Below are 18,762 nucleotides of genomic sequence, written 5' to 3'. Positions count from 1 at the left end.
GGGTCGGGGTCACCGCGCCACCGGGCCGAGTTTCAGGCGGTGACCGGAATGGTCGCCAGTGACGGGTCCTGGCCCGCGTTGAGGGTGCAGCCCATCGGGAAGGTGCCGAGGCCGGTCTCGGTGCCGTCCGCCCGCTTCGGCGTGACCTTGCTGGTGAACTTCGCGCCGATCGCGAACGAAACCTGGCCGGGGCTTTTGACGGTCAGGCCGGGGATCGGGCCGGTGATGGTCAACGCGGATTCCCCGCTGTCGGCGACCTTGACCGCCGGGATGGTCAGCCCGTTGAGCGTGACACCGAGTTCGGTGTCGTTGATCTTGACGTCCACGTCGGCGGCGGCGGTGCCTTCGACGGTGGCCGCGCCGATGAGCCGCAGGGCCTGGGAGGTGTCGCCGTCGAGCTTGGCGTCGACCTTGAAGTCGGTGGCCTGGATGACCTGGCCCACCTTGCCGCTGTCGGGGAAGGTCACCGTGACGACGGCATTCACCTTCTTGACCCCGATCAGCGGCATGTCGCACGAGAAGCTGATCGGTTTGCTGACCGCGCCGCTCACCGTGGGCTCGGCCGCGGTGGCCGAGACGGCCCCGGTCGCGGACAGCACTCCCGCCGCGGCGACGGCGGCGAACACGCGGGTGGCACGTGCAGCACATCTACCAGACGTCATGACAGCTCTCCTCGAAAATCGATCGGCAATGACCAACATCGAACAGCGGAATCATTGAAGAAAAAACGGGGACACGATCTTCCCGGCGCCGGAGATAATCGACGACGCAAGGTTTTCCCGGTGACCCCCGATCCAGTAGGTTACTGACCGACGCCCCCCTCCGCAAGCAGGTGAACCGCCAAATCGCGAGGTCAGGGCGTTATTACGCGGTAGTTGTCACCTGCGAACGAAGCGCCGCGCGCCTTTTGCACACCCGACTAAGCGGTTTCATCTCATCGTTCGCATCCGCCCGCCGATGCGCTAACGTCAATCCGGAAAACGGAAAGGGGAAAGCATTGAGCCTCGTCACCCGTGACGTGATCCTGCACGGTCACGCGGTCCGTTTCTGGGAGTACCTCCCCGAAACACCACCCGATCCCGAAGACGACGTGCTCGTACTGGTGCACGGCATCGCGGGCAGCGGGAAGACCTGGCGGCCGCTGCTCGACGAACTCGCCGCGCGGCAGTTCCCCTACCGGATCATCGTCCCCGATCTGCTCGGCCACGGGGAAACCGCGAAACCGCGGGGCGACTACGGCCTCGGCGCCTTCGCCAGCGGGCTGCGCGACCTCCTGCTCGCCGAGGGGCACGAGCACGTGACCGTGGTCGGGCACTCGCTCGGCGGCGGCGTCGCGCTCCAGTTCGCCTACCAGTTCCCGGAACTGTGCGGGCGGCTCGTCCTGGTCGACAGCGGCGGGCTCGGCCAGGAGGTGACCGTGATCCTGCGCGCGACCGCGCTGCCCGGCACCAGGATCGTGCTCGCCGCCGCGGCGAACCCGCTCACCATGGCGATCGGCCGAGCGCTCTCGAAGGCGGGGCGCGCCCTGGGCGGCCACCTGGCCGCGGAGGCGCGGGAACTGGCGGCGCACTGGTGGTCGCTCGCGGACCGCGAACGCAGGATCGCGTTCGTCACCACCGCGCGCGGCGTGATCGACCTGCGCGGCCAGCGCGCCAGCGCGACCGACCGCCTGTACCTGTCCAGCGAGATGCCGACCCTCATCGTCTGGGGCGGCAAGGACCCGATCATCCCGGCGAAGCACGGAATGGTGGCCCAGAAAGCCATGCCGGGAAGCTGGTTCGAACTGTTCGAAAACGCGAAACATTTTCCACACGCCGCCGATCCGGCACGTTTCGCGGACGCCCTCGAAAGCTTCCTGGCGAAAACCACGCCGGCCAGGCTGTCGAGGGACGACATCCGGTCGCTGATCGTCACCAAACTGGCCGAATTCGGCTACCGGCAGTAGCAATCAGATTTTGTCACCACACTGAGCGCACATCCCGGGGAAACAGTCACCTCTTTGATCGCCTTTCACTCCAAAGAGTGGATTGCTTCGGTACCGAGCGCTCTGCCATCCGGGTGCAGGTTGACAGTCATCCGGGTGAAAATTATGTTACGGGAGCTACAAAATCTGCACGGGCTTCGCCGCATGGCGGAACCGTTTTTGTTCCCTAGTTGAGGTACCCAACATGCCTGGATCGAGTGATTTGGCACTGCACGGAAAGTCACCAGGGGAACAGGTGGCCGACGCCGCCCCGCGCCAGCCCCGCGACCGCGTGCCCGCACCACCGCTCCCCCGCGTGCCGACCGCGGAGAGCGGCCGCGTCACCGGACGCGCCCGCCAGCTCTGGGGCCGCCTGCCCGGTGGGCTCGCCGAGGAGTTCCGCCCGCACGCGGACCGGCTGGCGAGGGACATCATCGCGGCGATCCAGGAGGCGGTGCCGGTCTACGCCCAGCCGTTGCGCGGCGCCTTCGGCGAAGTGTTCACCCAGGGCATCGAACAGAGCATCCTCCAGTGCCTCGACAACCTCGGCCGCGGGGACGCGCCGATGGGCCACTGGATCTCGCTCTACCGGCACATGGGGAAGGTCGAGTTCACCGAGGGCCGCAGCCTCGACAGCCTGCAGACCGCGTACCGCGTCGGGGGCAGGGTCGCCTGGCGCCACGTCGCCGCGCTCGGCCAGGAACTCGGTCTGGACAGCGACATCTTCTGCACCGCGGCCGAAGCCATCTTCGCCTACGTGGACGAGATTTCCGCGCTGTCGATCGAGGGCTACACGATCGCGCAGGCACGTGCCGCGGGCGCGGTGGCACGACGCAGGCGGCGGCTCCTCGAACTGCTCCTCGCGGACCCGCCCGCGTCACCGCAGACGATCGCGAAGCTCGCCGGCGAGGCGAACTGGAAGCTCCCGGACACGGTCACGCCGGTCGCGCTGGCGCCGCGCGCGGACCAGCACCGCGCCAAGGTCCCCGAACTCGACGCGGACGTGCTGGTCGATCTCGAAGGCGGCGAGCCGTGCCTGCTCTTCCCCGGCGCGCTGGGGGAAGACGTCGATCTCGAAGCGCTGCTGCCCGGCTGGCGCGCGGTCGTCGGCCTGCCGATCCCGTTGAGCGAGGCGACGACGTCGTTGCGGTGGGCACGGCGCGCGCTGCGGCTCGTCGAGGACGGTGTGCTGCCCGAACGGCCGGTGACGCAGTGCGGCGACCACCTTTCGACGCTGTGGCTGCTGACCGACGAGTTCCTGATGCGCAGGCTCAGCGAACGCTGTCTCGCCCCGTTGGACGGACTGACCGTGAAGCAGCGGGCACGGCTCAGCGAAACGCTGCTGGCCTGGCTGCAGTCGCGCGGTGGCGCGCCGGAGATCGCCGAAATGCTCAAGGTGCACCCCCAGACCGTGCGGTACCGGTTGCACCAGCTCGACTCGCTGTTCGGCGCCCGTCTGCACAATGTGGACGATCGGCTGCACCTGGAAATCGCGCTGCGCGCCCAGAAACTGGCCGCGCGCGACTGAGCACCACGACAACGGCTCCCCGCCCGGCACGGGCGGGGAGCTTTTCGTCGGTACGGCCGTTCGTCATGGCCGTGCACACCCGAACGGCGATTAATATCACCGGAACGACAAGTTCCGACCTCTTTCCAATTCACCCTGAAAATGACTCCGGCGAGCTTGTATCGTGAATCGCGAGCTGCCGGAAAAGATCGTTTTCACCGGCAGCGCAATCCGAGACGGCATTCCGCGTGCGGCGGAGTGCGGAAAGGACGCTTCGCGTGAGCCCTGCGCCCGACCACCGGGACGAGTCGGCGCCGACCCCGGACGCCACGTTCGACCCGATGCTGGCGCCGCCGCGCGCGCCCGGCGACAGCACCCGCATCGTGCAGCTGTGGTCGCTGCTGCCGAGCGAGCTTTCGACCGTGTTCCGGCCGAAGGTCAGTGACGTGGCCGGCGAGATCCTCACCGAGATCCAGCAGGCGGTGCCGGAGTACGCGCGCCCGGTGGAAGGCGCGTTCGGCAAGCTCATCACGGCCGGGGTGCAGGAGGCGATCCTGACCTTCCTCGACCGGCTCGGCGACCCGTCCGCCGTGCCGCCGGACCGCGGCAGGGTCTTCCAGCTCCTCGGCAGGCACGAGCTGAACCAGGGGCGCAACCTCGACGTGCTGCAGACCGCCTACCGCGTCGGCGCGCGCGTCGCGTGGCGGCGGATGGCCGAAGTCGGCGCCGGTGCGGGAGTCCCGATCCCCACGCTGTGCCTGCTCGCCGAAGCGATCTTCGCCTACCTCGACGAAATGTCGGCGCTGTCCATCGAAGGGCACGCGGCCGCGCAGGCGCGCGAGGCCGGCGCACTGCACCGCCGTCGCCGCCGCCTGATGGACATGCTCATGGCCGAGCCGCCGGTTTCCGCGCAGGCGCTCGCCGAACTCGCCGGTGCCGCCGAATGGGAGCTGCCGGAGCAGGTGGTCGTGGTCGCGCTCGAACCGACCGGCGAACCCGCCTCCGCGCTGCCCGACGACGTGCTGGTGGACCTCGAATCCGACGCGCCGAGCCTCGTGGTGCCCTCCCCCACCGAGGTCCACGAACTCGAGACGCTCCTGCCCGGGTGCCGGATGGCGATCGGCCCTCGGGTGCGGCTGTCCGAGGCCGCGAAGTCGTACCGCTGGGCGCGCCGCGCACTGGACCTGGTCGCCTCGGGCGCGCTGCCGGATTCGAAGGTGACCTGGTGCGACGACCACCTTTCCGATCTGTGGCTGCTGAACGAGTCGTTCTTGATCGACCAGCTCGCGAACCAGGTGCTCGCCCCGCTCTCGGAGCTGAAGGGCGCGCACCGCGACCGGTTGTCGCAAACCCTGTTGACCTGGCTGGAAACCCGCGGCAACGTCAAGGAGATCGCGAGCAGCCTGTCCATCCACCCGCAGACCGTCCGCGCGCGTATGCACGAACTGGAATCGCTGTTCGGCACCGGACTGCGCGATCCGCAACTCCGCTTCGAACTGATGCTGGCCCTGCGCTCGTCCATGCGCTTGGGTAGCGACACCTGAAGCGTCCTTTGTAGACAGTCATGCCCCGAAAGTGACCTTCGGGGCGGTAGATGCCCTGAAAGTCACCTTCGGGGCATTCCGAAATATCAGCGTTCGACGGTTTCGGAGGTTACGAAGCGGTGCCCGTCGCGCCAGATCACTTCGTCGTCTTCGAAGGCGGCGCGCAGTTCGGCCGCCAGCACGCTCATGCCGGATTCCTCGTCGATGTCTATGAGAGTGAGCCTGGCATGCGGGTGTTCGGCGGCCAGCGCCCGCACCAGGCCCCGTAGCGCGGCGCTGTTCTCGGTTTCGTCCGTGGTCACGTCCCCGTGGACAGCGAGGTAGAGCCGGAGCCAGCCGAGGCGCCGGAGCACCGTGGCGGTCATGGTGTGCACGCGGTCGTGCCGGTCGGGGTTCGCGAACAGCAGCACGACGCCCGCGAACCGCGACGCGTTCCCGACCAGGCTGGGGAATTCGTCGATCTGGTCGATCGGCAGCGCGAGCGCTTCGTCGCCCGCCGCGGTCAGCTTCGTGGCGAGCCGCACCGAGCGGGCCAGGCTCGGCGGCTGGTCGTCGGTGATCAGGACCCAGCTCCGCATCCCCACGCCGTCGATCTCGGGCAGCGGCCGTTCCTCCCAGCGGTGCTCCGCCACCAGTTCGGCGACGACGGCGTCCGGCGGCGTCCGCGGCGCCAGCGCGGCGGGCGGGCGGGGCAGGTCGAGCGCGGGCGAACCGGGGTAGCGGTGGCCGAGCACCGTCGGGTGCCCCGCGGCGTGCAGCGCGGCCACGCTGTGCAGGAAGTCGTCGTGGCTGCCGCGCGCGAGCGTCGGCAGCGCGCGCACGCCGGTGTGCCCGGTCGCGTCGGCGATCCTGGCGATGACCTCGCCCGCGATGGGGTGCGGCGCGATCTCCACGAACGTGCGGTGCCCGTCGGCGAGCGCGGCGGCCACCGCCTGGGGGAACCGCACCGGGCGGCGCAGGTTCGCGACCCAGTACTCCTCGTCGAACACCTTCCCGCCGCGCGGATCGTCGAGCACGCTCGAATAGAACTTCGTGCGCGGCAGCCCCGGGGCGAGCGCGCCGAGGCCGTAGCGGAGTTCGCGGAGCACGACGTCGACCTCGGGCAGGCTCCCCGGTTCGACGCGCCCCAGCATGCGCGCCAGCCGCCCCATCCCGTCGAGGTAGGTGACGAGCGCGCTCACCGCCGCGATGTCCCCGCTGACGGTGCACTGCTCCTGCGTGCTGAACACGGCGACCGAGACCTCGGGAAACCGGGTCTCCAGCTCGCGAAGCTCCACTTCGGACAGATCGACCACGGCCATCGCGCCGGATCCGCCGTCCCGCATGGCCGAGAACAGGCGCGCGCGGGTGAGCACGAGCCACAGCCCGTCCTCGACCGCCATCGCGCCGGTGACCACGGCGGCGGCGATCTCGCCCGTGCCGTGCCCCAGCACCGCGGCGGGCTCCACGCCGTGCGCGCGCCACAGCCCGGCGAGCGCGAGCTGCATGCCGAACAGGGCCGGATGCGCGGTCGCCGCGTCCATGCCGCCGTGGTCACCGCGCAGCAGCGCGCGCAGGGAAAAACCCGCCTGTGCGAGGAAAACCGACTCCAGTCCCTCGACGGCGGCGCGGAATCCCGGCTCGGTGGCCAGCAGACGCCCGCCCATCGCCCGCCATTGGGAGCCGTACCCGGAGAACACGAACGCCGGTGCGTCGGCGCTCGCGGCTTCGGTGTGCACGAGCCCGTCGGCGACCGCGCGCAGGCTGTCGAGCACCCCTTGGCGTTCCGAGGCGACGAAGGTGGCGCGGTGGTCGTCGTGGTCGCGGCACGCGAGCGTCGCCGCCAGGTCCGCGGCCGGAACCGCCCTGCCCTTGGGCGATTCCAGCCAGTCGACCAGTTCGTCCGCGCGGTGGCGCAGAACCGAAGGCGTCGGGCCGGACAGCGCGAACACGTGCGCGCGAGCGCGATGTCCCGCGGGAAGCCATTCCTGGACGACGACGTGCGCGTCCTCGGCGCCGACCCCGGCGACGGCGCGCGTTCCGGCGTAGCGCGGCCATTCTCCGACGTCCGGCAGCGGGACGCGGCCAGCGTAGAGCGCGAGCGCGGTGGTGATGAGCGCGGCGATCCCGGCGTCCTCACCCCGGGAAGTACCGACCAGCAGCGGCTGTTCGGGGACGTGGCAGGTGCCGAAGTCGTCGACCGGTCCGTGCGCGCACGCGATGTAGTCCACTGTGGATGGATCGGTGCCGCCGACCGCGTGTGCCTCGGCGAGCGCGGCTTCGGCACCCGCGCGCACCGCGGTGCCTCTGATCACCGCGTACACCCTGTCCCCTTCGGCCTCGACGAGCCGCTTCAGCAGCACCACCCCGCAGCCGACGCCGGAGCCCACCACCAGCGCGAGTTCCGTTGCCCCGCACCGGAGATCGCGGACCGCCCGGTGCACCGCGACGAGCGAGGCCGCGCCGCCGGTGTCCACTGTGACCATGGGCCCGCGCAGTTCGAGCCAGCTGGAAAGCTGCTCGGCGGCAGGCCCGCTGCCCGACCGTCCAAGGTAGACACCGGTGCGGCTGTCCCGCAGGGAACCCGCCGTGATCCCACCACACGACAGCGCCGCCCTCGTCGCGTCGAGCAGTGCGCGGTGCCGCCCCGAGCCGGGGGTCGGCCCACCGCTGTCCGGCGACGTCTCGGCGAACGCGCGGCCGACGCCGGTGACCGCGATCGGTTCGGTGCCCGCGAAGGATTCGACGAGGGTGGACACGGTCGGCTGCCGCCACAGCAGCCCGGCGGGCAGGTCCCGCCCGATCAGCTCGCCGAGCTCGGTGACCAGTTCGACGGTGTCCCGCGAGGACACCCCGAGTTCGTGCATCGGCCGTTCGGTGTCCTCCGGTGCCGGTCGCACTCCGGTGAGCAGCGCGATCCGGTCGAGCAGCCAGCGGCGTACCTCCTCCTCACCCCATGGCCCTTCCTTCACCGTGCCCCCACCGGCGAGAAGGTGCCCGCGAGGTACCGCGCCCGGCAACCCGCCCGCGTGACCTTGCCGCTCGTGGTCCTCGGCAGCCCGTCCGGCGGCAGTACCACCACCTCGTACGGCGCCACCCCGTGTTCGCGGGCGACGGCGACCCGCACGGTGCCGGTCAGCTCGCCGGGGTCGAGCCATTCGTCGTCGACCCAGCGCGCGCGTTCGACCGCGACCACCATCCGTTCGCCGTCGGGGCCGGGCACCCCGAAGGCGGCCAGCGCGTGCGGCCGGATCGCCGGGTGCGAACGCTCCGCGGTCGCTTCGACGTCCTGCGGGTAGTGGTTGCGGCCGTCGACGATGATCAGGTCCTTGATGCGGCCGGTCAGGTACAGCTCGCCCTCGAACCGGACGCCGAGGTCGCCGGTGCGCAGCCAGCGCAGCGATTTGGGGCCGCCGCTGAGCAGCGCGCCGAAGGTGTGGCACGAGCGCACCGGCTGCCGCCAGTAGCACTGGCCGACGTTGGGACCGCTCACCCACAGCTCGCCGACCTTGCCCGGCGGGACCTCGGTGCGCCGCACCGGGTCCACGACCACGACCTCCTGCCCCGCCGGGCGGCCGATGGACACCAGCGTCGACGCGCGCGGATCGTCGACGTCCGCGAGCACCGCTTCACCGGCGCTGAGCCGGGCGCGGTCGAACCGCACGCGCCGCGGCGGAGCGCCGGGCGCGGTGACCGACACCAGCACCGTGGCTTCCGCGAGCCCGTAGGAGGACCGGTGTGTCTCGGGTTTCAGGCCGCATTCGGCGAACACGTCGTGGAACCGGTCCATCACCTCGGCGCGCACCGGCTCGCTGCCGTTGATGAGCGCCTTGACGCCGCCGAGGTCGAGGTTCGCCTTGTCGGCGGGGCTGATCCTCGACGCGGTGTACCCGTAGGCGAAGCTGGGCGCGGCGCTGATCGCGCCGGGGCTGGCGGCGAGCGCGTGCAGCCAGCGCACCGGTTTCTCCAGGAACGCCAAGGGATCCATCAGCACCGCGGCCATCCCGGCGTACACCGGCGCCGCCACCGCGAGCACGAGCCCCATGTCGTGGAACAGCGGCAGCCAGCTCACCGAGACCGCCCGGTCCGGTTCGGCGCCGTAGGCCCTGGCCGCCTGCGCCGCGCTCGCCATCACGTTCCCGTGGGTCAGCACGACCCCGCTCGGCGACTGCGTCGATCCGGACGTGTACTGCAGGTACGCGGCGTCGTCACGGCTGGGCACCACGGGAACGCCCTGGCGGACCGGTGCGCCCGCGAGCCCGTCGACCGCGATCACCTGCCGCGGCCCCCGCCCGTCGCGGTCGAGGAAGGTGCGCACCGCGCGGAACCGGTCGCGCGTGGTCAGCACCAGGCTCGGCCGCGCGTCCGCGAGCACCGAGCCGACGCTGGCGGCCATCGTCGGCTCGAACAGCGGCACCGCGACGAGCCCGGCGCGCAGGCAGGCGAGGAACGCCACGACGTATTCGATGCCCTGCGCCATCAGGATCGCCGCGCGATCGCCCGGCGAGCTCATGCCGTACAGCACCGAGGCGACCGTGGTCACCCGCTCGTCCAGCTCGCGCCAGGTCAGGGTGGCGGCCGAGCCCATCGGCGTGACGCGGTGGTCGAGGTAGGTGAGCGCGGTGCGGTCACCGCGACGGCGCGCCCAGCAGGCCAGTGCCTCCGGCAGGGTGTCCGCCGGGGCAGGCGTGGGATCGGAGCTCGTCAACATCGTTTTCCTCGCTGGGCGCACGGATCGGCCGGTGGAGGGTCCGCACGGGGACGGCGCATCCCCGTGCGGACCTCGGTCCCGGCGGGCGCGGGGGGCTGCCACCAACCGGGACGATGGAGGGGGTTACCCGCCTTCTCGATTCATTTCGCTCCCCTCAACGCTGCGCAGCGGTGCCCGAGAATCACAAAATTGAATGCGGAGATATGCTGCCGAATTGCCGCTTCGGAACAGTTCTCTTTACCTGCAATGAGCGTAGCCGCGAGATGTCCGGCGAGACAATACGAATCGAAGAACTTCCACCGGAAGAAGACAACCGGAGGTTAAAACTGTCATCCGGATTATCGCCGGGCACCGAGACCTGTCGTGCTCGTGCGAAAAATCACTGCGACTTGAGGTCGGTGATGATCCAGCGGCCGTTCTGCCGTTCGGCGGTCACGGTGAGCTGGGCACCGCTCGCGCCGTCCGTCCCCGCGTCTCCCCTGGTCGCGCTCTGGTCGAGGAAGGCGAGCACGGTGGCGTGGTCGCCGTCGAGCATCTTGACCCCGGCGAGCACCGCCCGGCTGCGCACCGCCAGCTTCTGCGCCGGCGCCTGCGCGCGGACCTGCGCGAACAGCTGCTGGTACTGCTCCTTCGCGTGGCCTCCGAGCACCTGCGCCGCGGCCTCGTCGGTCGGGCCGGGGTTGTCGTAGGCGTAGGAGAAGACCTTCGCCAGCGCGTCGTCGACCTGGCCGAGCACCTCGGTGGTCGTGGTGGTGTCGGCGTACGCGGCGTTGTCCGCGGCGCCACCGCGCACGTGCGCCGTCTCCACCGCGAACCAGCAGGCGAGCCCGCCGAACACGACGACGAGCCCGGCCGCGAGTACCGCGCGCCAGTTCTTCGTCGCTACGGCCGGTTCCGCGTCTCCCCCGGAACTGGCCCCTTCCGGTTTTTCCCCGGCACCGGTATTTTCCACCGGCTCGGTCTCTTCCCGCTCGTCCGCCTCGGCTACGGCGTGCTGTTCGGCCATCGTTCGCTTTCCTTCCTCAAGCGTCGCCGACGGGGATCGGACTCAGACCGTTGAGCTTCCACCCTTGATCGGTCCTGGCGACCCCGGCCTGGAACCGGAGCCGCTTCGTCACCGGGCCACCGCCCTCGGGGGTCACCACCATTTCCACCGCAGCGATCACCTTCGCGGTCCCCGCCGTGTCGTCGAGATCGGTCACGGCCGCGTCGAGGATCTTCGCCTCGGTCACGGTCTTCCCGTCCGCGATGCGCTTCTTGCTCGCCTCGGCGTCCTTCACCAGTTCGTCCCGCCACTCGCCGGTGGACATCCCGACCCAGCGGTCGTAGCCCGCCGCGGCCTGGCGGAAGTCGAGCGTGTTGAACCCCGCGATGCCCTGCTGGCCCGCCTGCAGCGCCTGGTCTCTCGCCACCGCGCGGTGGACGCCGTCGTCGTGCGCCGCGTCCCACCACGTGTAGCCGAACCACCCCGCGGCGCCCACCGCCACCGCGACCGCGGCGGAGGTCAGCGCGGTGCGCGTCTTGACCATCATCGGCTCCTTTCTCTGCGGTGGCGCTCCTCAGCGCCCGCTCGGCGACGGCGCGTGCTGCGAACCGCGCACGCCGGTCGGGTTCCCGTACGGCAGGGTGCAGCGCGCGCCGGTGTTGAGCGGCGCCCCCGGTGAGGTGTCGAGGCCGCCTCGCGCCTGGGTTCCGCCGTAGCCCGCGGTGCAGGGCGGCGGGTCGAAGAAGGTGAGCGCGAGCCCGAAGCGCGCGCCGTCCGGCCCGATCACCGAGGACCCGGCGGCGACCGCCTGCGGCGCGGTGATCAGCAGCTGCTTCAGCCCCTTCTGCCGCACCTCCAGCACGTCGAACGTGGTGAGCAGGTTCGCCAGGGTGAGGCCGAGGCCGGTGCCCGACTCGTGCAGGAGATCGCTGACCTGACTCATCGCCGCGGGCACCGCGGGCAGCAGGCCGCGGAGGTCGCCGTCGGACTTCTTGAGCGTCTCGGCGAGCAGTTTCGCGTTGCTGCCGAAGGACTTGATCTCGTCGGACATGCGCAGCTGCGTGTCCAGCACGGTCTGCGAACTGGTGACGAGGCTGGTGGACTGCGGGATGTGGTCGGTCGCCGTCTTGATGAACTCGATCCCCTTGTCCACCAGGGTCTGCAGGTTCGGCCCCGCACCGGAGGTGGCGTCGTACAGCTCGTCGACGACGGTGCGCAGCGCCTCCTTCGGCACCGAGTCGGCGAGCGAGGACAGGCTGGAGAGCACCACGTCCACCGGCAGCGGGATCGACGTGTTCTTCTGCGTGATCACCGAACCGTCCTGAAGGGACGGTCCGCGATCGGTGCGCGGGCGGAGGTCGACGTACTGCTCGCCGACGACGGAGCGGTCGGCCACCACGGCCTCGGTGTCCGCGGGCACCTCGGCGGTGCCGGAGTCGATGTGCAAGTCGGCCTCCATGCCGTCGGCGGTCAGGCGCAGGTCGCCGACCCTGCCGATGGCCACCCCGCGGTAGGTGACCTCGCTGTTGGTGAACACCCCGCCGCCGGTGGAGAACTTGGCGACCACGGTGTACCCGGTGTTGAACACCAAGCGGTCGAGCCCGGCGTACCGCGCGCCGACGTAGGCAACGCCGAGCACGGCGACCACCACGAACACCACGACCTGGCCCCGGACGAGCTTCGTCAGCATCAGTGGCCCCCCGCCAGCGCCTCGGCGAGCGCCTTTCTGGTTTTCGCGTCGTAGTTGAGGAACGTGTTGAGGTAGTCGCCCTTGATCGTGTTCAGCGCGGAATCCGGGAACGGGAAGGTCATCAGCATCTCCATCGCCTTCGGCAGCGCGGCGCCGGAGTTCGCGAGCTGGCGCAGGATCGGCTCCATCGCGCGGAGATCGGCGACGAGGTCGTCCTTGCTCTTGTGCACCGTGTCGACCGCGACGTTCGTCAGCGACGCCAACGACTTCAGCATCCCGACCAGTGCCTCGCGCTGATCGGAAACGACCTTGATCCCCGGCGTCAGATCGGACAGGGTCGTCGAGATTTCGTCCTTGTGCTGGCTCAGCGTCGCCGACAGCCGGTTCACGCTGTCCAGCGCGCGCGTGATCTCCGCCTTGTGCTCGTCGAGCCCGCCGACGAAGGTGTTCAGGTTGCCGATCAGCGAGCGCGCCGCGTTTTCCTTACCGCCCAACGCGTCGTTGAGCTGGCGGGTGATGTTCTGGATCTGGGCGACGCCGCCGCCGTTGAGCAGCAGCGAAAGCGCGCCGAAGACCTCTTCGATCTCCGGTGCCATGGTGGAGTCCGCGAGCGGGATCACCGCGCCGTCGCGCAGCGCACCGGCCGGGGACTGCACCTCGGGCGGGGCCAGCTCGACGAACTTCTCGCCGAGGATGCTCGACTGCCGCAGCCGCGCGATCGCGTTCGCGGGCAGTTTGACGTCGCCGTTGATCCGCAGCGTCACCTCCGCGCTGCGGCCGTCCGCGGCGAGTTCGACGTGCTCGACCCTGCCGACCGCGACGTCGTTGACCTTGACCCCGGACTGCGGCACCAGGTCGAGCACGTTCGGGAAGCTCGCCTTGACGGTGAACGGGTGGTCGCCGAGCGAAGCGCCGCCCGGCAGCGGGAGGTCGTAGACGCTGTCCGCGCCGCTGCCACCGCATCCCGCGGTCAGCGCGCCGAGGAGTACCACCGCCACGATCCTGGTCTTCGTGCGCTCGCCCATCACCGGCCTCCTGTCTTCTCCGGCGTCGCGTACACGTCGCCGAACGGCGGCAACGGCAGCGCGGGCAGGTCGGTGCGATCCGCTTTCGCGGTGACGAGCCCGTCCGACCGCGCGCCCGGCGCGCATCCGCCAGGGCAGAACGACTGCGCCGAGGCGCCTCCGGACTGCGTCGGCAACCCGCGGAACTCGTTGAGGTTGGCCCTGCCGTCGAGCGTCTTCGTGGCTGGGTTGTAGGCCTCCAGCAGGTTCGTCAGCGTGTTCGGCGCGGCGTCGAGCGCTTCGGCCAGCGAAGCCTTCTGCGCCGACAACGTCTTCGTGATCTCGGCCAGCTTGTCCACATTGGACTTGATCTTGTCGCGGTTGTCGTTGATGAACCCCTTGACCGTGCCCAGCGCCTGGGTCAGCTCGGTCAGCGCGCCGGAGAACTCGTCGCGCTGGTCCGCGAGCACCTTGGTGATCGAGGTGAGCTGCTGGCCCGCCTTGTTCACCTGGTCATCGTTGGCGGCGAGCATCGCGGTGAACTTCGACAGGTTGTCCACTGTGGAGAAGAGCTGGTCCTTCGACCCGCTGAGCGTGCGCGCGAAGTCACCGAGCTGGCGGATCGCCTCGCCCGCCGCTTTCCCGTTGCCGTCAAGGGTTTTCGCGCCCTGGTTCAGCAGCTCGCTGACCGCGCCGTCCGCGTTCGCGCCCTTCGGCCCGAGCGCGGTCGTCAGGTCGTTGAGGCTCTTCATGAGCTGGTCGATCTCCACCGGGGTCGCGGTGCGCTGCACCGGGATCTCGGCACCCTCGCCGAACTCGGCACCGCCGGTGTAGACCGGGGAGAGCTGCACGTACCGGTCCGCCACCAGGCTCGGCGTCACCACCACCGCCGAAACGTTCGAGGGCAGCTTGACGTCACCGCGCAGGTCCAGCGTCACCTTCACCTGCTTGCCGCTCGGCTCGACCGAATCGACCGAGCCGACCGCCACCCCGAGCACGCGCACGTCGGAGGCGGGGTAGATGCCCACCGCGGCGGAGAAGTACGCCACCACCTTCCGGTCCGGCGTGATCGCGATGAACGCCCATACCGCACTCGCCAGCAACGCGGCCAGCACACCGGCGGAGATCCAGCGCAGCAGCTGCCTCCGTCGCTTGTGGACACCCATGTCCTCGAGCACCATCGTCGTCGCCATCAGCTGCCTCCCTTCGGCGCGCAGTCGCCACCGGCCTGCACCAGCCCGCAGATGTAGGTGTCGATCCACCTGCCGTTGCCGACCGCGTTGCCGAGCAGCCGGTAGTACGGCCCGGCGAGCCGCAGGCTCTCGGTGAGCTTGTCCTGGTTGCGCTGCAGCACGGCGCCCACCCGGTCGAGCTGGTCGAGCGCGGGCCCGAGCGTCTTTTCGTTGTCCGCCACCAGTCCGCGCAGCTGCTGGCCGAGCGCCTTCGTGCCGCCGAACAGCTTCGCGATGGCGTCCTTGCGCGCGTTCAGCTCGGTCAGCAGCACGTTCCCGTTGTTGATCAGCGATTCCACCTGCGCGCTGCGGTCGCCGAGGAGCTTGCTCACCTTGCTGGTGCCGTCGAACAGCTTGGTCAGCTCGTCGTCGCGCGAGGCGAGCGTCTTGGACAGCGCGGACATGCCGTCCAGCGCCGCGCGGACGTCCTGCGGCGCCGACGCTCCCATGGTTTCCGAGAGCGTGCGGAAGCTCTGCGCCAGCTTCACGGTGTCGATCGAGCCCGCCGTGTTCGCCAGGTCGTTGAACACCTCGGTGACGTCGTACGGCGAGGTCGTCCGATCCTTCGGAATGGGCGTGGACGGATCCATTTCGTTGCCACCGCGCGGATCGAGCAGCAGGTTCTTCTGGCCGAGCAACGTCTTGATCTTGATCGCGGCGCTGGTGCGGTCGCCGAGCCAGACGCCCTTCACCTTGAACCGCACCTCGACGTGGTCGCCCTTGAGGTCGACTGCCGAGATCTCGCCGACCTTCACGCCCGCGACGCGGACCTCGTCCCTCGTCTTGAGCCCGGCGGCTTCGCTGAACTCGGCGGCGTACTCGGTGCCCCCGCCGATGATCGGCAGGTCGTCGGCGAAGAACGTCGCCGAGCCGATCAGCACCATGATCAGCGCGGTCACCGCGCCGACGAGGATCGGGTCCCGCTCCTTGAACGGCTTGAGGTCTCGCAACGGGTTCTTCATCGGCACCTCGGCTGGGTCAGCGGCACGCCGACCGGCGGGCCACCCGGGGCGGGCGGCGCGTCGGACTTGGCGGCGCACAGGTAGAAGTTGAGCCACGAGCCGTACGAGCCGAGCTTGCCGATCGCGTTCATCTTCCCCGGCAGGTTGTCCAGGAACTTCTGGAAGATCGGGGTGTTGTCGGCGAGGTTCTTCGACAGGTCGCCGAGCGCGGTGATGCCGTCCTTGAGCGGCTGGCGGCCGTCCTTGAGCAGGTCCGCGGTGGTGCTGCTCAGCTCGCCGAGCCCGCCGATGGCCTCCCCGATCGGTTTCGCGTCCGCGGCGAGCCCCTTCACGAGCTGCTCGGTGGTGTCGACGAGCTGCGCGAGCTGATCACCCTTGGCGTTGATCGTGTCGAGCACCGTGTTGAGGTTCCCGAGCACCTGGCCGATCACCTGGTCCTTGTTCGCCAGTGTCGAAGTGAGCGAGGCGGTGTGCTTGAGGAACCCGTTGACCGTGGTGCCCTCGCCCTGCAGCACCTGCACCACTTCGAACGAAAGCTGGTTCACGTCGTTCGGGGAGAGCGCCTGGAAGAGCGGCTTGAACCCGTTGAACAACGCGGTCAGGTCGAGCGCGGGCTTCGTCCGTTCCAACGGGACGGTCGTGCCCGGTGCCATGCTCTGCGTGCTCGGCTTGTCGCCCTGGTCGATCGAGAGGTAGCGCTGCCCGATGAGGTTGCGGTACCGAATGGCCACAATGGACTCGGCGGAGAGCTTTCGCTTGGAGTCCACCGAAAAGTGCACCTCGGCGTACCGCTTGTCGACGACGTCGACCTCGTCGACCTGTCCGATCCGGACACCGGCCATGCGGACCTCGTCACCGGGGTTCAACGAGGTGGCGTCCTCGAAGCGGGCCGCGTACGGCTGCGTGTCGCTCACCCCCACGTTGGCGATGGTGATGCCGAGCGCCAGCGTGGCGAGCCCGGTGATGACGAGGAAGATGGCGCCCTTGGTGAGCGGGCCGATCAGTCCCTTCATTTCAAGGTCACCTCCGCACCGCGGAACAGGGGCCCGACCAGGACGCTGCTCCAGTCCGGGACCTCCGCCGGGCTGATGCCCTGCGCGGCCCCCATCAGCTCCGCGACCGTCCGCCGTTCCGCCGGCGAGTTCGCCACGCCGAGGTCGTCGGTCGCGGCTCGGGTCGACATCGTCTTCGCCGCCACGGGACGGCCCTGGCCAGGCCCGGCGCCCGGCGCGTAGCACTGCGGCCCGGCGTTCGCGGTGTACCTCGGGTCGTCGCGGCCGGGGACGTACTTGCCGCGCGCGGGCATCACGGACACGTTGACGTGCAAGCCCGGTTCACCGGTGCCCACACCGAGTGCCTTCTCCACCAACGGTTTCAACCGGTTCACCGAGTCGAACAGGCACGGGAACTCCGGGGAGTAGCGCGCCAGCAGCTCCAGCGTCGGCCTGCTCGACTCCGACAACCCGATGAGGTTGCCCGAGTTCTTCTGCAGGAACGCGTTGAGGTCGTTGGAAGCCGTGGTGGTGCTGGCGAACAACGCCTGCAGGTCCGCCTTCCGGTCCACCAGCGTGCGCCCGGTCGTGGTCAGATCGGTCAGCGCGCGCAGGATGTCCGGCGCCGCGCTGTTGTAGGTGTCCGACACGTCGGCCAGCCTGCTGATGTCCGCCTTGAACTGCGGCATCAGCGGGTTGAACTGGTTGAGCAGGTCGTTGAACCGGACGATGCTCTCGCCGAGCGGTTTGCCCTTGCCGTCGAGCGCCTGGGAAATCGCGCCGAGCGAGCTGTTGAGCTTCTGCGGCTGCACCGCGCGCAGCAGCGGGAGCAGATCACCGAGCACCTTCTCCAGCTCGATCGCGTTCGACGACTTGTCCTGCGAGATCACCTTGCCCGAGGCGAGCGTGCCGTGCGGCTTGTCCGGCAGCACCAGGTTGATGTAGCGCTGCCCGAACGCGGTCTTCGGCAGCAGCCGCGCCGAAACGTTGTCCGGCAGCTGCCCGATCTTCGCCGGGTCCATCGCCATCTCGATCTCGGCCCCGGAGGAAGTGGGCCGGATCGCGCGCACCTCGCCGAACGGGACGCCGCGGACCTTGACCTCGGAGCCCTGTTCGAGCTGGTTGCCGACGCGGTCGGTCTCCAGCTTCACGGTGGCCACGGTGACGAACGTCTTGTCGTAGATGGCGACCGACAGCAGCAGCATCAGCGCGAGGATCACCAGGAAGACCACACCGGCGATCTGCGTCGGAACGCGCTTGGGAATCCGCTCGCTCATGCGATCGCCTCGCTCCGCGAGACAGCGTCCAATTCCTTATGGCGCATGATGTCCTTGATTCGCTCGCAAGCGTCGCTCATCCCGACACCTGCACCGTCGTAGAAGCGCCCCAAATGGCGAGGCTGAGGAACAAATCGAGCACGCTGATCAGCACGATCGAGGTCCGCACCGCGCGGCCGACCGCGATGCCGACGCCCGCGGGCCCGCCGCTGGCGCGGTAGCCGTAGAAGCAGTGCGTCAGGATGACGCCGACCGCGAACACGAGCACCTTCCCGAACGACCACAGCACGTCGCCCGGTGGCAGGAACAACGTGAAGTAGTGGTCGTAGGTGCCACCGGACTGGCCGAAGAACATCACCGTCGTGATGCGGGAGCCGACGTAGGAGATCAGCAGGCCGATCGTGTACAGCGGGATGATCGCGACGAACCCGGCCACGATGCGCGAGGTGACCAGGAACGGCATGCTGCGCACCGCCATCACCTCGAGCGCGTCGATCTCCTCGGAGATCCGCATCGCGCCGAGCTGCGCGGTGAACCCGGACCCGACCGTCGCGGACAACGCGAGCCCCGCGACCAGCGGCGCGATCTCGCGCGTGTTGAAGTACGCGGTGAGGAACCCGGTCATCGCCGAGATGTTGATCTGGTTCAGCGAGCTGAATCCCTGCAGCCCCACCGTGACACCGGTGAAGATGCACATCCCGACCATCACGCCGATGGTGCCGCCGATGACCGCGAGCGCGCCGCTGCCGAAGGTCACCTCGGCGAGCAGCCGCACCACTTCGCGGAAGTAGCGCCGCACCGTCAACGGGACGGCGGCGAGCGCCCGCACGTAGAACAGGAGCTGGTCGCCGAGGTTGAACAGGGTGTTGCCAGGCCGTTTCAGGCCCGCCTTCGCGCGTTCGGAAATGGACGTCAC

The 18,762-nt window shown here is 69.6% G+C and carries 15 protein-coding genes; 3 read left to right on the top strand and 12 right to left on the bottom strand.

Features of this window, described 5'->3' with window-relative positions; all coding sequences use genetic code 11:
* Positions 1 to 32: 32 nt before the first annotated feature.
* Positions 33 to 662, bottom strand: coding sequence for a DUF6801 domain-containing protein (locus HUW46_RS36165; protein WP_215543213.1), 630 nt, complete (start codon positions 660 to 662; stop codon positions 33 to 35).
* A gap of 335 nt (positions 663 to 997) precedes the next feature.
* On the opposite strand from HUW46_RS36165, the gene HUW46_RS36160 reads away from it, so the two are divergent.
* The 3 genes from HUW46_RS36160 to HUW46_RS36150 all read left to right on the top strand — a co-directional run bounded on the left by HUW46_RS36160 (position 998) and on the right by HUW46_RS36150 (position 5,014).
* The gene (locus tag HUW46_RS36160) at positions 998 to 1,945 is read left to right on the top strand and encodes an alpha/beta fold hydrolase (protein WP_215543212.1); all 948 of its coding nucleotides are present in this window, start codon (positions 998 to 1,000) and stop codon (positions 1,943 to 1,945) included.
* A 223-nt stretch (positions 1,946 to 2,168) separates the two neighbouring features.
* Positions 2,169 to 3,491, top strand: a complete 1,323-nt coding sequence (locus HUW46_RS36155) for a helix-turn-helix domain-containing protein (protein ID WP_215543211.1) — start codon at positions 2,169 to 2,171, stop codon at positions 3,489 to 3,491.
* A gap of 257 nt (positions 3,492 to 3,748) precedes the next feature.
* Positions 3,749 to 5,014, top strand: coding sequence for a helix-turn-helix domain-containing protein (locus HUW46_RS36150; protein WP_254125226.1), 1,266 nt, complete (start codon positions 3,749 to 3,751; stop codon positions 5,012 to 5,014).
* Between the two features lie 86 nt (positions 5,015 to 5,100).
* Here the strand turns inward: HUW46_RS36150 and HUW46_RS36145 are convergent, their stop codons facing one another.
* The 11 genes from HUW46_RS36145 to HUW46_RS36095 form a co-directional block, all read right to left on the bottom strand.
* The gene (locus HUW46_RS36145) at positions 5,101 to 7,965 is read right to left on the bottom strand and encodes an acyltransferase domain-containing protein (protein ID WP_215543210.1); all 2,865 of its coding nucleotides are present in this window, start codon (positions 7,963 to 7,965) and stop codon (positions 5,101 to 5,103) included.
* The gene (locus tag HUW46_RS36140) at positions 7,962 to 9,704 is read right to left on the bottom strand and encodes a fatty acyl-AMP ligase (protein WP_215543209.1); all 1,743 of its coding nucleotides are present in this window, start codon (positions 9,702 to 9,704) and stop codon (positions 7,962 to 7,964) included. The genes HUW46_RS36145 and HUW46_RS36140 overlap by 4 nt, the downstream gene beginning before the upstream one ends.
* Before the next feature lie 379 nt (positions 9,705 to 10,083).
* Positions 10,084 to 10,710 carry a hypothetical protein gene (locus HUW46_RS36135; RefSeq protein WP_215543208.1) on the bottom strand — a complete coding sequence of 209 codons (627 nt, stop codon included), beginning with the start codon at positions 10,708 to 10,710 and terminating at the stop codon, positions 10,084 to 10,086.
* Between the two features lie 16 nt (positions 10,711 to 10,726).
* A complete protein-coding gene (locus tag HUW46_RS36130; protein WP_254125224.1) occupies positions 10,727 to 11,236 on the bottom strand; it encodes a hypothetical protein in 510 nt (169 codons plus the stop codon).
* A gap of 27 nt (positions 11,237 to 11,263) precedes the next feature.
* Positions 11,264 to 12,379 (bottom strand): MCE family protein, encoded by a 1,116-nt coding sequence (locus HUW46_RS36125; protein WP_215543207.1) that lies wholly within the window; start codon positions 12,377 to 12,379, stop codon positions 11,264 to 11,266.
* Positions 12,379 to 13,404 (bottom strand): MCE family protein, encoded by a 1,026-nt coding sequence (locus HUW46_RS36120; protein WP_215543206.1) that lies wholly within the window; start codon positions 13,402 to 13,404, stop codon positions 12,379 to 12,381. The genes HUW46_RS36125 and HUW46_RS36120 overlap by 1 nt, the downstream gene beginning before the upstream one ends.
* A complete protein-coding gene (locus tag HUW46_RS36115; protein WP_215543205.1) occupies positions 13,404 to 14,576 on the bottom strand; it encodes an MCE family protein in 1,173 nt (390 codons plus the stop codon). The genes HUW46_RS36120 and HUW46_RS36115 overlap by 1 nt, the downstream gene beginning before the upstream one ends.
* A complete protein-coding gene (locus HUW46_RS36110; protein ID WP_215543204.1) occupies positions 14,576 to 15,577 on the bottom strand; it encodes an MCE family protein in 1,002 nt (333 codons plus the stop codon). The genes HUW46_RS36115 and HUW46_RS36110 overlap by 1 nt, the downstream gene beginning before the upstream one ends.
* The gene (locus HUW46_RS36105; RefSeq protein ID WP_215543203.1) at positions 15,574 to 16,590 is read right to left on the bottom strand and encodes an MCE family protein; all 1,017 of its coding nucleotides are present in this window, start codon (positions 16,588 to 16,590) and stop codon (positions 15,574 to 15,576) included. Before HUW46_RS36105 ends, HUW46_RS36110 begins: the two co-directional genes overlap by 4 nt.
* Complete coding sequence (locus HUW46_RS36100; protein ID WP_215543202.1) at positions 16,587 to 17,846, bottom strand: MCE family protein; 1,260 nt, start codon at positions 17,844 to 17,846, stop codon at positions 16,587 to 16,589. Before HUW46_RS36100 ends, HUW46_RS36105 begins: the two co-directional genes overlap by 4 nt.
* Positions 17,847 to 17,922: 76 nt before the next feature.
* Positions 17,923 to 18,762 (bottom strand): MlaE family ABC transporter permease, encoded by an 840-nt coding sequence (locus tag HUW46_RS36095; RefSeq protein ID WP_215543201.1) that lies wholly within the window; start codon positions 18,760 to 18,762, stop codon positions 17,923 to 17,925.

Source organism: Amycolatopsis sp. CA-230715 (genome assembly GCF_018736145.1).
GTDB lineage: Bacteria > Actinomycetota > Actinomycetes > Mycobacteriales > Pseudonocardiaceae > Amycolatopsis.
This window is presented reverse-complemented; position numbering and strand designations above follow the sequence as displayed.

Coding starts and splice junctions, on each gene's coding strand:
- HUW46_RS36105 (WP_215543203.1), bottom strand. CDS start 16,590: ATGAAGGGACTGATCGGCCCGCTCACCAAGGGCGCCATCTTCCTCGTC.
- HUW46_RS36130 (WP_254125224.1), bottom strand. CDS start 11,236: ATGATGGTCAAGACGCGCACCGCGCTGACCTCCGCCGCGGTCGCGGTG.
- HUW46_RS36100 (WP_215543202.1), bottom strand. CDS start 17,846: ATGAGCGAGCGGATTCCCAAGCGCGTTCCGACGCAGATCGCCGGTGTG.
- HUW46_RS36125 (WP_215543207.1), bottom strand. CDS start 12,379: ATGCTGACGAAGCTCGTCCGGGGCCAGGTCGTGGTGTTCGTGGTGGTC.
- HUW46_RS36120 (WP_215543206.1), bottom strand. CDS start 13,404: ATGGGCGAGCGCACGAAGACCAGGATCGTGGCGGTGGTACTCCTCGGC.
- HUW46_RS36110 (WP_215543204.1), bottom strand. CDS start 15,577: ATGAAGAACCCGTTGCGAGACCTCAAGCCGTTCAAGGAGCGGGACCCG.
- HUW46_RS36155 (WP_215543211.1), top strand. CDS start 2,169: ATGCCTGGATCGAGTGATTTGGCACTGCACGGAAAGTCACCAGGGGAA.
- HUW46_RS36135 (WP_215543208.1), bottom strand. CDS start 10,710: ATGGCCGAACAGCACGCCGTAGCCGAGGCGGACGAGCGGGAAGAGACC.
- HUW46_RS36140 (WP_215543209.1), bottom strand. CDS start 9,704: ATGTTGACGAGCTCCGATCCCACGCCTGCCCCGGCGGACACCCTGCCG.
- HUW46_RS36165 (WP_215543213.1), bottom strand. CDS start 662: ATGACGTCTGGTAGATGTGCTGCACGTGCCACCCGCGTGTTCGCCGCC.
- HUW46_RS36115 (WP_215543205.1), bottom strand. CDS start 14,576: ATGGCGACGACGATGGTGCTCGAGGACATGGGTGTCCACAAGCGACGG.